The 13,141-nt window shown below is 70.3% G+C and carries 9 protein-coding genes; 5 read left to right on the forward strand and 4 right to left on the reverse strand.

Features of this window, described 5'->3' with window-relative positions; translation table 11 throughout:
• Positions 1-411 precede the first annotated feature (411 nt).
• From E1165_RS00105 to E1165_RS00115, 3 genes are read right to left on the reverse strand one after another with little or no spacing between them, the layout of a single operon-like run.
• Positions 412-2,136 carry a class I adenylate-forming enzyme family protein gene (locus E1165_RS00105; RefSeq protein WP_132386398.1) on the reverse strand — a complete coding sequence of 575 codons (1,725 nt, stop codon included), beginning with the start codon at positions 2,134-2,136 and terminating at the stop codon, positions 412-414.
• The gene (locus E1165_RS00110) at positions 2,120-3,433 is read right to left on the reverse strand and encodes an aminotransferase class I/II-fold pyridoxal phosphate-dependent enzyme (RefSeq protein ID WP_207916321.1); all 1,314 of its coding nucleotides are present in this window, start codon (positions 3,431-3,433) and stop codon (positions 2,120-2,122) included. Before E1165_RS00110 ends, E1165_RS00105 begins: the two co-directional genes overlap by 17 nt.
• Positions 3,434-3,452: 19 nt before the next feature.
• Positions 3,453-4,790 (reverse strand): phenylacetate--CoA ligase family protein, encoded by a 1,338-nt coding sequence (locus E1165_RS00115; protein ID WP_132386400.1) that lies wholly within the window; start codon positions 4,788-4,790, stop codon positions 3,453-3,455.
• Positions 4,791-5,295: 505 nt separating this feature from the next.
• On the opposite strand from E1165_RS00115, the gene E1165_RS29630 reads away from it, so the two are divergent.
• Together E1165_RS29630 and E1165_RS00130 are read left to right on the forward strand one after the other, a co-directional pair.
• Complete coding sequence (locus E1165_RS29630) at positions 5,296-6,219, forward strand: hypothetical protein (protein WP_243704508.1); 924 nt, start codon at positions 5,296-5,298, stop codon at positions 6,217-6,219.
• Positions 6,220-6,312: 93 nt separating this feature from the next.
• Positions 6,313-7,593, forward strand: coding sequence for an MFS transporter (locus E1165_RS00130; protein ID WP_132386402.1), 1,281 nt, complete (start codon positions 6,313-6,315; stop codon positions 7,591-7,593).
• 32 nt (positions 7,594-7,625) lie between these two features.
• Here E1165_RS00130 and E1165_RS00135 read toward each other — a convergent pair whose 3' ends face one another.
• Positions 7,626-9,008: an XRE family transcriptional regulator gene (locus E1165_RS00135; protein ID WP_132386404.1), complete on the reverse strand. Its 1,383-nt coding sequence runs from the start codon at positions 9,006-9,008 to the stop codon at positions 7,626-7,628.
• A 410-nt stretch (positions 9,009-9,418) separates the two neighbouring features.
• Between E1165_RS00135 and E1165_RS00140 the strand changes: the two genes are divergently transcribed.
• The 3 genes from E1165_RS00140 to E1165_RS00150 are packed head-to-tail and all read left to right on the forward strand — an operon-like array spanning position 9,419 to position 12,899.
• The gene (locus tag E1165_RS00140; RefSeq protein ID WP_243704509.1) at positions 9,419-9,751 is read left to right on the forward strand and encodes a chorismate mutase family protein; all 333 of its coding nucleotides are present in this window, start codon (positions 9,419-9,421) and stop codon (positions 9,749-9,751) included.
• Between the two features lie 17 nt (positions 9,752-9,768).
• Positions 9,769-11,925, forward strand: a complete 2,157-nt coding sequence (gene pabB / locus E1165_RS00145; RefSeq protein ID WP_132386405.1) for an aminodeoxychorismate synthase component I — start codon at positions 9,769-9,771, stop codon at positions 11,923-11,925.
• 47 nt (positions 11,926-11,972) lie between these two features.
• Positions 11,973-12,899 carry a prephenate dehydrogenase/arogenate dehydrogenase family protein gene (locus tag E1165_RS00150; RefSeq protein WP_256370624.1) on the forward strand — a complete coding sequence of 309 codons (927 nt, stop codon included), beginning with the start codon at positions 11,973-11,975 and terminating at the stop codon, positions 12,897-12,899.
• Positions 12,900-13,141: the final 242 nt, after the last annotated feature.

Here is a 13,141-nt window from a genome sequence, read left to right on the forward strand (position 1 = left end):
GCGCGCTCACCGAGGCCTCGGATCTTGGGGCGGTGCCGTCGACCGACTCTGGCCAGGGCGGCGGGTGCGGCGACATGTCACCCGGGGCCCAGACGGTGCGCTCGCGGCCTGGTCGCCCTTGTCCACGAACGTCGGCACGGTCCTGCCGGCCAGGGCATCGACCAGGCCGTGGATGCGCGTCGTGGTGGGATCGTGGACCGCGCCGGGCAGTGTGGCCGACGTCCAGCTCAGCCGTCCACGGTGGCGGTCAGGACCTACACGTCCACCCGTGGTGCTGGTGCCTGCCGGGGCAGGAGGGCCGCTGGTCGGCTACGCGACCGATCGGAATCGACGTGTCTCGGGGGTGGCCTACACCAACGGGGCGACCGGTCCGTCGGGCGGGTGACCACGCCGCCCGACGGACATCGGGCATCAGATGCCGGCGGCGGTGTCGACCCGCTCGGGCGCGGCCGAGGCGAGGGGGACGGCCCCCTCCGGGGTGGCACGAGCGATCATCCGACCGTCGCCATGCCAGGCCTCCGGACCGGCGTACTTCTCGCGAAGCTGACGCTTGAGCACCTTGCCGGTGTAACCGACCGGCAGGTCGGCCTCGCCACGGGCGACCTCGAGCAGGGTCACCGCAGGCTGGCCGGCGGCGACGAGTTGCTTGTTGATCCGGTTGAGCAGTTCCGGGGCCTCGGCGTTCGAGGCGTCGGAATCCGGACGAACCACCGCCACGGCGACCGGCTCGCCGTCGTATCGCGCCGCGACCACCGCGCATTCAACGATCTCCGGCAACTCGGCGAGGATGACCTCCTCCATCAGGACGGAGTAACCGGTGCCAGCTGCGGTGGGTACCACGTCGACTGCCCGGTCTACCTGGTAGAACAGGTTCTCCTCGTCCTGGAACCCGACGTCTCCCGTGAGCCAGTAGCCAGCCAGACGGCTACGGACCGTCGCGTCCGAGTCGTTCCAGTAGCCGGGGGTCAGGCTGGGACTGCGCACCCCCAGGAGCCCGTACTCGCCGACATCGGCCCGGGTGCCGTCCTCGCGCAGCACCGCGAACTCGGCCAGCGGATCCGGGGTGCCCATGCAGCGATCCCGCCGGGGCGTGTCGAGGGTACGCATCCGCACCATCAACCCCCAGCCCAGCTCGGTGCTGCCGAAGCGATCATAGAAGGCGGCTCGCGGCAGGTGCGGGCTGCGCAGGCTCAGGATGCGGCGCATGTGCCCCTCGTGCACCGCGTCGGCCATGCTGACCCAGCCGTCGACCGAGTCGACCGAGCCGGGCGCCAGGCGCTCCGCCGCCAGATCCGCATAGACATGAGCGAACGCGAGCACCATCGTCGGCTGGTACCTGGCGATGGCGGCGGCCAGTTCGGGCCCGGTCGGATCGAACAACGGCACCAGCGGTGTGCCGGCCAGGATCGCGTACATGCTGTAACCGATGAAGCCGGTGTGCGACTGCGGCTGGGCGGCCAGCATCAGCGAACCAGGCTGCTCGGTGAAGTGCGCCAGCCGGTACCGCGGACCGGCGAAGCTGCCGGCGTGCGTCTGGATCACTGGTTTGGGCTGCCCCGTGGTCCCCGAGGAGTGCAGGATCACCACCGGGTCCTCCGGCGCGTGCCGGAAGTAGGCATTCTCGGGCAGGGCCGCGGCGGGCGGCGCGGGCAGTTCCTCGGCGAGCTGGACCCAGCGCAGGCCGGACAGCGCGTCACCGAGCCGCTCGCTGCGCGCCCGGTCGGTGTACATCCCGACCGGGGCGGTCCGGCGCAGGTGCTCGGCTGCGACGGGCCGCGACATCCGGCTGTTCATCAGGACCGGGATCGCGCCGATCTGCGACAGCGCGTAGAAGTGCACCGCGTAGGCGAAGCTGTCCTCCAGGAAGACGGCGACCCGGTCCCGCGGACGCACGCCCTGCTCCCGATACCACACCGACCAGCTCTGCGCGAGCCGATCGAGGTCGCGCAGGCTCAGTTCGTCACGCGCCTGCCCCGTGGAGTCGACCACCGGCCGGCCGAGCCGCAGGAACGGGACGTCTGGCCGAGGGTGTACCGCCATCGCGTGACGCAGGACGTTGCCACCACCGAGTTGCTCGTTTCGCGCCAGGGTGAGCCGCAGGTCGGCTGGGAGGAGGGCATCAGCAAGCAGCGACATCGCTCACCTTCTCGGAGTCAGAAGAGGGGGAAGAAGACACCGGGCCCGACTCGGACCTGTCCTGGCCCAGCACCCGCGCCGCGAGGGCCAACTGGTCGGGCTCGTGCAGGCTGGACAACGCGAAGCGCAGGAGGCCGGTCCCGGCGGCCACGGTGGGATAGAACGCGGGGAGGATCAGGATCCCGGCGTCCCGGAGCCGCTCGGCGAGGGCGAAGGCGCTGTCCTCGTCGTCACAGTGCACACCCCGGATGGGGCACCGCAGGCCAGCGTTGACCAGGGTGCCCCCGGTCAACGCGTCGAAGCTGGCGGCGTTGGCCCAGAGCTGTTCCTGCCGGCGTGCGACCTCGCCGCTGAGGTGCAGCCGCGCCGCGGCCACCGTCGCGGCGAGCATCGGCACCGGCACCGACTGGCCGAAGACCAGGGGGTTGGCGAACTTGCGCAGCACCAGCATGTCCGCGTCGCCGCTGACCAGGACGAACCCGCCGATCCCGCCGAACGCCTTGGACAACGAGCCGGTGATCAGCACTCCCGGCGGCAGCGCGCCGCCGAAGGCCTCGAACGCGTAGCCGGCTCCGTGCCGGCCGGTGATCGAGGTGCCGTGGGCGTCGTCGACGTAGAGAATCCCGCCGTAGGGGGCCACCACCGAGTGCAGGTGGCGAACGTCCACCAGGCCGCCCATCGACCCGACCCCGTCGACCAGCAGCACCGGCGTCCGGTCGGCGACGCTGGCCTCCCGCAGCTCGTGCGCCAGCCCGTCCGGGTCCCCGAGTTCGAACCGGCGTACCGGCCCGAGCTGTTCGAGCATGCCCCTGAGGACCTGCATGGACGCGTGCGCGGTCTTCTCCACCAAGAACGTCACGCCCCCCGGGGCGATCGGGTAGCCGGGCAGCGCGCCCGCGCCGAGCAGCGGGAGGGTGCCGAGATGGGTGCTGCTGACCGTGCCGAACACGACCGCCCGGCTGCCCGGGTAGATCTCCCCCAACAGTTGCTCCAGTTCGGCGAGATACACCGGTCGGGCGCGGTTACGCGCGATGGAGAAGTGCACCCCGAAGCGCCGCAGCGCCTCGTGCGCCGCGTCGACCAGTTCGGGATGCTGCTCCAGCCCGAGGTACGAGCAGGACACGAATTCGATGGCCGAGCTGCCGTCGGCGAGGGTCACCCGCTTGCCGGCACGTTCGGCGATGACGTGCCCGGTCAGTCCGCGGTCGAAGGCGCGGTCCAGCACGTCGGAGGTCTTGCTGATCCGCGCAGCCACCCAGTTTGTGGGCTCGGCCGCCGTGACGCTAGATTGCCCCACTCCTGCTCCCTTCGGTCGTTCAGAACCGCTGGTAGAAGACGGGCACCTTGCCCCGCTCGTTCTGGGCGAAGGCGCCCAGGTCGACGTACTCGACGGTGACGCTCGCGCTCCGTCGCCCGGTGAGGACGGCGTTCAGTTGGAAGTGCGCCCGAGCCTGCTCCAGGAAGGCCTCGGGTGTCGCGCCGGCCGGGACCGACGGAGCCAGCAGCAGCCGTACGGCGTACCGGGGGAAGTCCCACAGGATCTGTAGTTGACACTGACTGATGTCGCTGACACCCAGCGGTCGCAGTGCGGCGAGCAGCTGATCCGCCGAGATGGTCCAGACGTCGATGGTGGCGGACTGACCGGCGCGTCCCATGAGGGTGAGAAGCCGGGCCGCGCTGCCGCAGGCGCACGGGGCCGTCTCGATGCGTGCCCGGTCGCCGATCCGGTAGCGGAACAGCGCCATCCCGGTGTCCTTCAACGGGGTGATCAACAGCTCGCCGACCTCACCGTCGGGCACCGGACGCCCGGTCTCCTGGTCGACCACCTCCACGATGACCGCGTCCTCGTGGATGTGGTGGGTGGCGCCCGACTGCCGTGCGCACTGGTAGCCGATCGGGCCGGTCTCGTTGGTGGAGTACGCGACCGATCGCACGGTGACGTCGGGCAGCGCCTCGGCAACCAGCCGTTCCCGCTCCTGGCCGATCGCCTCGCCCAGGTAGAGGAAGTGACGCAGCGACCGGAGCTGGTCGGCGGGGGTGCAGGTGAGCACCTCCGTGCCGTAGGCCGGGCTGGCGACGATGGTGTCCACCTGGTGTGCGGCGATGACGGCGGCGGTCTCCTCCGGGCGGGCGATGCTGCCCAGCGGGAAGGCCAGGGCACCGAGCCGCTCGGCGAGCCCCAGCACGAACATGAACGCACCGTTGAGGTTGCCGGGGTACATGCAGTTGGCCAGCCGCCGGGGCGGATCAGGCAACAGGGCCCGCAGGCCCCGCATGCCGAGAGTGTCGACCTGGTGCTTGAACTCCCACGAGTGGAACATGGTCTTGGCCTCGCCGGCGGTGCCGCTGGACCGCAGCACCATGCCCCCGTCCGGCCCGAGGAGAAACTCGGTCGACCGGGGCGGCGAGCCGGCTGCCAGCGCCGCCGGGGTCAGGATCGGCATTCGGGGCAGGTCCGCCGGCGTACGCACCTCGGCCAGTTCCGGGTACCGGGCGCTGACCGCCTCGACCGCACGGGCGGCTGCCACGGTACGGGCGAAGTTCGCCGCCCGGAGGGCCTCGACCTCCTCCGCGCCCAGCACGTCCAGGTCGGATGCGAGGCGGACCCCCGCCGAGGCTGCCGGGACCGCCTCCGGAACAACCGTCGTGACCATTCTGCTCCCCCGTAATCCCCGAACCGTCGGTGTCATCGGGTCTGCCCAGGCCCGACGTCGGACCAACAGTAATATGACGCCCGCCATGGATGACGAAAATCAGTGAGCGGATCAACCAGCGGCTCCGGAATTGCCGAGGGGCGGGCGGAGCCATCTGTGTATAACGGGGCCCCTGGCGTCGAGTCAAGGCCTTCGCGATCATTCCCACCGGCGCGCGATCATCGGAATTGATTGGCTTTCCGACCAATCAAACAACCGCACCACGACTGCCTGCGGCGGCACCGGGCAGGCGGCCCCACCAACCCTTGAGGTCTTGGCGCGCCCGCCGGCCCTGCTGTACGCTCCCGATGGTTTGCACCGAAATTGCCGCGAGTGCCGTCCGATACGACCCGGCGCACATTATTCGAGTGGTCTTATTGGTGACAGATTAACGCATGCTGATGTGCGTGCTCTTCTCGTACGTCCTGCGCGCACCGCTGTCACCAGTCGAGGAGGGACGCTGACCGTGACGCTGCCCACCACCGCCGAACGGCGTCTGCCGGAATGGGAGTTCGGTGGCTACCCGTACGGCCTGATGCCGTTGACGCTGCCCGCGCCCGGACTGCGGTGGCTCTGCGGGGACATGAGTGGGGTGCTGCGTCAGCAGTCGCTGCTGGATGCCGACGCCGACGCTCCGCTGGATCCCGAGCCGGATTCGACCGACCAACTCCTGTGGTTCCGCTGGATCATCGGCAACCAGGCGTCGTCGGCGCTGTGGCAACTGCTCGACGACGAGTTGGGCCTGGTGCTCGGCGAGGAGCTGCCGACCGCCTGCCGTAACGCCGCGGCGCTGCTCGACGGCTACTCGGCACTGCTGATCTACGCCGGGGTGCCCACCCGGGAGGCCTACGCCCGGCTGATCCGCCCGGCGATGGCACTCCAGCACCGCTCCTTCTCCGGCCGCTGGGCTGTTGACTACGTCCCGGTCATGGCGAAGCTGCAGGCGCTGCGGGCGGCCTACCGGAGCCGACCGGCCCCGGCGGAGGTCGCCCGGACGATCGAGGCGAGCCGGACCAACCACCGGGTGCATGTGGCCGTTGCCGCGAAACTCGTGCCGAGCGACGACTCGCTCCTGCGGGCGAATGACGGCCTGGCCCTGGGCAAGGCCACCGATGAGAACGTGGCTCTCTACGACGCCTTCTACAGCACCGCCCGGGCGGTGACCTCCCGGGAGCGGGTGGTGGAACAACTTCTCCAGCGGGTTCGCGCCATCAAGCGTGATCTACGCGTCAACGGTTTGTATCCTGACGGCTCCCCCAGTCAGGACGAACGGCCGGCGCACCTGTGGGAGACCAAGGTCGAGAACGTCGAGGTACGCGTTGAGGAACTGCTACACAAAGCCGCCACGGCGGCGGTCGCCGCACTGCGCAGCCACCCGGCATCGAGCTGACGGGAGCTCACGACTGTCGGCGCCGCGCGTCGGACCACTCGACGCAGACGTGCGGAAATTCCACAAGTGTGCGGCGAGGAAAGGATTCGGCCGGTGAAGATTGGCATAGGCAAGTCTCTGGGCGCGTACCGGGAACTGCTGAAGATCCGCGGTGCTCCCGGCTTCGTCATCGCCGGCCTGATCGGCCGGTTTCCCATCTCGATGCGGGCGCTGGCCGCCATGCTCCTGGTGCTTGCCGCCACCGGCTCGTACGCCACCGCCGGCGCCATCGGCTCCGTGGTGACCCTCTCCAACGCGTTCGCGGTGCCGGCGCTGGGCCGCCTGTCCGACCGGCGCGGCCAACGCTGGCTGATCTTCACCGCGTTGATCGTCCATGCCGGCGGCCTGATCGCACTGGTCCTGTTGACCCGGCTGGGCGCCCCGCTGTGGACGCTCTTCGCCGCCGCCGCGGTGTTCGGCGCGTCCGGGCTACCCCTGGGCTCGCTGGTACGTGCCCGGTGGACGGCCCTGGTCGGCGGCACACCCCGGCAGTCCACGGCGTACGCCCTGGAGGCGTTCATCGACGACATCATCTACCTGACCGGGCCGGTCATCGTCACGCTGCTCGCGGGATACCTCGCGCCGACCGCCAGCATGCTGGTCATCCTCGGCATGGTGCTGGTCGGCTGGACCGCGCTCGCGCTGCAGCGTTCCACGCAACCCGAACTGGCACCGGTCCCCGCCGGCCCGCGCAGGGGCGCGATCAGCGAGCCGGGGCTCCGGGCGCTGCTGCTGGTCTGCCTGGCGCTCGGCGCCTGGCTCGGGGCCAGCAACGTGGCTCTCGTCGCCTTCGCCGACGAGCAGGGCAACCGGAGTCTGGGCGGCATCCTGATCGGCCTGACGATCCTCGGCGGCATGATCGCCGGCCTGGTCTACGGCGGCATCACGTGGAACATCCCCCTGGTCCGGCGCCTGCTGGGCACGGCGGTGCTGCTGGGTGTGGGTACGCTGCCCCTGATCTTCGCGGCCTCTTTCTGGTGGATGGTGCCGTTCGCGGTGATCGCGGGCCTTGCCATCACGCCCACCTTGATCGGTATCTACTCCGTGCTGTCCAACGTCGTACCGAAGTCCTCGGTCACTGAGGGGTTCGCCTGGATCGCCTCGTCGATCGCGGTCGGCAGCTCCGCCGGCGTGGCCGTCTCCGGCTGGCTGGTCGAGCGCTTCGACAGCCGTAGTGCCCTGATCTTCATGGCCGCCGCCGGGCTCCTGTCCCCCCTGGTGGTCGCTGTCAACGAGCGTCTGCTCGGCCGTACCCCGCACGCGGAGGTCGTGGCGACGGGTGCGCCTGACCGGGTGCCGGTGAAGGAAACGGCGGTCTCCCCCTCGGGGGAGTGAGAGGTGGCCCACCCCGAGGGTTGGTGGCGGGCTCAGCCGGCCCGAGCCACCATCGGGGTGGGCCCGAAGTGCAACGGAAACGTCTGCTGCGCGGCCATGTCGGCGGCGAAGAGCCGGAACAGGACGGGCATCCGGTAGCTGCCGGGCACTGGCGTGCCGATCAGCAGACCGACGTCGACCAGGGACTCCAACAGCTCCTCGGCGCCGTGCCACGACAGCCGCATCCTGCTGGCCAGTGTTTTGGCGTCGGGTTCGCACCCCTGCGTCGCCGAGATCACCCGCCAGGCGGAGGCGGGCAGCGGATCCAGGGTTGCGTACGTGTCACGCAGCCTTCTGCCCAGTGCCATCTCCCCACAGTCGAACTGCGCCAACCTGCGGGACCTGTCCCGGAGCTGCTCGACGGCGTAGCCGAGACTCCAGCCCGGCCGCATCGCGACACAGCCGGCAGCCGTCCAGAGTGCCAGCGGCAGGTGGTCGCAGAGCTCGGCGAGCTGACAGGCCGCCTCGTACTCGGCGGCCACCTGCTCCGGCCCGACGACCGCTCCGATCAGCGTGAGCGACTGATCCAGCGGCAGGGCGTCGAGGGCGAGGCGTTCCACGCCGTCCAGCCCGGCCAGCCGGTCGCGACTGGTGACCAGGACCTGGCTGCCGGACGATCCGGCCAGCAGCGGGCGGACCTGCGCCTCGTCGACGGCGTTGTCGAGCAGCACCAGCACCCGGCGGTCGGCCAGTAGTGACCGGTACAGGGCGGACCGGTGCTGCTCGCTGGTGTTGATCTGGTCGCGGTGGCAGCCGAGGGTCTGGAGGAAGTGCGTGACGATGTCGCGCGCGTCAATCTGCTGGGACAGATCGGCATACAGCACCCCGTCCCGGAAGTGCGCACCGTGCTGCTGGCCCCAGCGGATGGCCAGGGCGCTCTTGCCGACACCGACTGGGCCGCTGATCATCAAGGGTGTCCGGTTGCCGCCGCCGAGGACGAAGCCGCTCAGTCTGGCCAGCTCGGCGCCCCGCCCCGCGAAGTGCCGTGGCCCGACCGGTAGCTGGGCCGGGATCAGCGGCGCGGCCTCCGCAACCCGCCGGTGTTCGGAGGCGATGTCCTCGCCGACGGCGAACGCCTCGGGCGTGCGCCGCTGGCGGGATCGGGAGCGTCGTTCCCACCCGGCAACCTCCCGCCAGCGTCGGGCCCATTCTTCCCGGTCGCCACCGCATGCCTCCACCAGCGCGAGGGTGACCTGAAGGGTGGGCAGGCTGAAGCCGCTGGCCGCGGCGGACAGCACCGAGGGCGAGAAGTTCGCCCGCCCGGACAGCTTCCGGTACGACGGATTGCCGGCTTGTTCCCTGAGTCGCCTCAGATCGAGGGCGAACGCCGCGATCGGTCCACCCGCAGGATCCACCGGCCGCTCCGGTCGGCCCATGCCTAGTCCCCCCGGATCATCGTGCCTCCGCGATGCGCCCCGACCTGCGCCGCGATACACCGTCGGATGGCGGCAGGGCCGGAGGCGGGCGCGATGGCGCAACTTCCACTACGCCGTCCACTGCGGATAGTAGTCCAGACAGGGCAACGTGTAACCACACAACGACATTCCTCGCAATCGCTATTTATTGGTGCAGAAGAATCATTGCGCGCCATTCAGATTGATCAGTTGGTTGGTTTGATCAAGCTGCGCTTCGGGCGCTTTCGGTCAACAACCCACTCTGGTCTGATCGCTGCGATCGCTCGTGAGCTGCACCTCGATACCGCGAAGTCACGATCGCGCCTCTTGCGTTCCGCTGTGGACGCGGCCGGCCGAGGCTCACCCACGGCACCCCGATCGGAAGGTAGGACGTGACCAACGACACCATCACCGGGTCGCCCGGCGGTCCGGTGGCACCGCCACCGGAACTGGAGAGGCTCCGCGCGGAGCTCGACCGGATCGACGCCGAACTGCTGGACCGGCTCCAGGCCCGAATCGCCTGCTGCGTCCGGATCGGGCACGTCAAACGCGCGCACGCGGTACCGATGATGCAACCGCACCGCATCGGCATCGTCCAGGAACGCGCCGCCGCGTTCGCGGACCGGCACGGCATCGACCGGGAGTTCATGCGCCGGCTCTACGACCTCATCATCGCCGAGACCTGTCGCATCGAGGACATGGTCATCGGAGCTCAGGACCGCTGAGGAAGGGAGGGGTCATCATGCGTACCCTGCTGGTCGACAACTATGACTCGTTCACCTACAACCTCTTCCAGCTACTGGGCGAAGTGAACGGCGAGCCACCGGTGGTCGTGCCCAATGACGCCGATCTCCCCATGGCGGACCTCGCCGCCTTCGACGCCGTGGTCATCTCACCCGGGCCGGGCCGGCCCGACCGGGAACGAGACTTCGGCCTCAGCGCCCGGGTGATCAGGCAGAGCGAGCTTCCGATCCTCGGTGTCTGCCTCGGCCACCAGGGAATCTGCCACCTGTACGGCGGCGCGGTCGGTCTGGCCCCCGAGCCCATGCACGGCCGGATCTCCGCGGTCCACCACGACGGCACCGATCTGTTCGCCGGGCTGCCGTCGCCGATCGACGTGGTGCGCTACCACTCACTCCTGGTCACCGATCTACCAGACGACCTGGTGGAGACCGCGCGGACCGCCGACGGCCTCCTGATGGCCGTCCGGCACCGCTCCCGGCCCGTGTGGGGCGTGCAGTTCCATCCGGAGTCGATCAGCAGCGAGCACGGGCGGGGGCTGCTGGCGAACTTCCGCGACCTGGCGCTGGCCCACCGCACACGTCGGCCGGATGCCTCTCCCGCGGCGGCACCGGTTCCCGGCCCGCGGACGGAACCCTTGCCGGCGGCACACACTGCGGCGCCCACCGAGGCCGCGTACGCGCTGTTGGTGCGGGAGCTGCCGTTCCTCCCCGATCCCGCGACGGCCTACCGCGAGCTCTTCGCCGCCGGGCCGCACGGGTTCTGGCTGGACAGTGGGCAGGTCATCGACGGGCTGTCCCGCTTCTCCTTCCTGGGCAACGGCGCCGGCCCGCTCGCCGAGTACCTCACCTACCGTCTCGACAGGCAGGAGCTGACCATCAGCCGGGGCGGGACGACGCGTCGCGAGCGGGGTCGTTTCTTCGACTACCTCGACGACCAGCTGCGTTCCCGGGCGATCCCCATGCACCCGGACCTGCCGTTCGACTTCAACCTCGGCTACGTGGGCTACCTCGGCTACGAGCTGAAGGCGGAGGCCGGCGGAGACCAGGCGCACAACGCCAGCACACCGGACGCCGCCCTGCTGTTCGTCGATCGGATGCTGGCGCTGGACCACCGGACGCACCGGTCGTACCTGCTCACCCTGGCCCAGCCTGACGACCCCGGGCCGGCGGAGTCCTGGCTGTCGGACACCGCCGCCCGCCTCGCCACCCTGCCGGAGCAGCTCACACTGGACGAAACGGCACCCGTCCACGGCAGCACGTTCACCGACGCTGCCACCGGGCTCGGAATCGAGCTGCGGCACAGCAAGCACGGGTACCTGAAGCGCATCGACGCCTGCCTGGAGGAGATCCGCCAGGGCGAGTCGTACGAGATCTGCCTGACCAACATGGCCGAGGTGCCGACGACGGTCGACCCGTTGGAGACGTACCTGCACCTGCGCCAGATCAGCCCGGTGCCGTACGGGGCGTTGCTGGACTTTCCACACGTGGCGGTGCTCAGCGCCTCACCGGAGCGGTTCCTGTCGATCGGTGCCGACCGGGTCGTGGAGTCGAAGCCGATCAAGGGCACCCGGCCGCGCGGCGCGACGCCGGACGAGGACGAACGGCTGCGGCTGGAGATGCTCGGGCAGGAAAAGGACCGGGCGGAGAACCTCATGATCGTCGACCTGGTCCGCAACGACCTGAACCGGGTCTGCGAGGTCGGTTCGGTACACGTTCCGCGCCTGTTCCACGTCGAGACCTACTCGTCGGTGCATCAGCTCGTGTCCACCATCCGGGGCCGGCTACGCCCCGGCGAAACGGCCGTGAGCTGTGTCCGGGCGGCCTTTCCGGGCGGTTCGATGACCGGAGCGCCCAAGGTGCGCACGATGGAGATCATCGACCGGCTGGAGGAGGGTCCGCGCGGGGTCTACTCCGGGTCACTGGGCTGGTTCTCGCTGAGTGGGGCGGCCGACCTGAGCATCGTCATCCGTACGCTGGTCAGCACCCCCGACGGCGTGTCGTTCGGGGTGGGCGGGGCGATCGTGTCACTGTCCGATCCGGACGAGGAGTTCCAGGAGACGGCAATCAAGTCGCGTGCCATGATCAACGCGCTGGTGGCGGTGGCCGGCAAACCCGCGGTGGCGGAACAACTGAGCGCCGCGGACAACCGGTCATGATCCCGTCCGGGCTGCGACGTTGCGTCGTGGTGGGTGGCGCGGGTGCTGTGGGCAGCATGATGGCGGAGTCGCTGTGGCGCGACGGCGCGGACGTCACCGTGGTCGATCTCGTGGCCGAGCCGGTCGGCCGGCGTGAAGCCGGCCGTTCCCGATGGACGCACCTGGTGGCCGACATCGCCGCGCCGTCGACCGCGCTCACCGAGGTGGTCGGTGCCGCCGACCTGGTCGTGCTCGCCCTGCCGGAGCCGGTGGTGTGCGCGGTGCTGCCGAAGGTGTCCGCAGCCATGCCCGCCGACGCCCTGTTGGCGGACACGTCGTCGGTCAAGAGCAGGGTGACCGCCGTCGCGCCCGCCGGCCGGCAGTTCGTCAGCCTCAACCCGATGTTCTCCCCCGCGCTGGGCATGTCCGGGCGACCGGTGGTCGCCGTCGTCCCACAGGGCGGCGCGCGGGCCGACTCGCTCGTGGGCGTGCTCGCCGACTGGGGCGCGCGGGTGGTCGCGATGACGGCGGCCGAGCACGATCGGGTCGTGGCCGCCAGCCAGGCGCTGACCCACGCCGCCGTGCTGGCCTTCGGGCTGGCGCTCCAGTCCCTGCAGGTGCCCGTCGGGACGCTTTCGGCGACCGCGCCACCGCCGCACCGGACCATGCTGGCGCTGCTGGCCCGGCTGCTGTCGAACAGCCCGGAGGTGTACTGGGACGTGCAGGCGGCCAACCCCTGTGCCCCGTCGGCCCGGGCGGCACTGGCGGCCGGACTACGCGACCTGGCCCGACTCGTGGACGAGGAGGACGCCGAAGGGTTCGGCCGCGCTTTCACCGGCATCCGTGAGCTGTTCGGACCCGACCTCGACCTGCACCAGCAGCGATGCGCCGAGATGTTCGCCGGGTTCGTGGAACCGACGACCGGTCACCCGGCGGCAGCCGTGTCCCACCTGCCGCCGAGCGTGACGGTGGGTGGGGATCCGGCTCGCCACTGAGAACGCCGGGGGGGTGGGCTCTGTTCGAGTCCCGGTCTCGTCGCACCGCCATCGCCGACCACGGTCATCCCGACCGTGGTCGGCCCACCCCTCCGGTGCCTACAGCGACCCGCGTAGCCGTCCACGCCGTGGTCGAATACGACGAAGAGACTCCCGACGATCGCGCTGGGAACGAGGGGCCGGCGGTGGGCAGCACCCGGGGTCGAGGTGTGTGCGAGCGCGACGAAAGCTGGACGCCCGGG

This window comes from Micromonospora sp. KC723, from assembly GCF_004348595.1.
Classification (GTDB): domain Bacteria; phylum Actinomycetota; class Actinomycetes; order Mycobacteriales; family Micromonosporaceae; genus Micromonospora.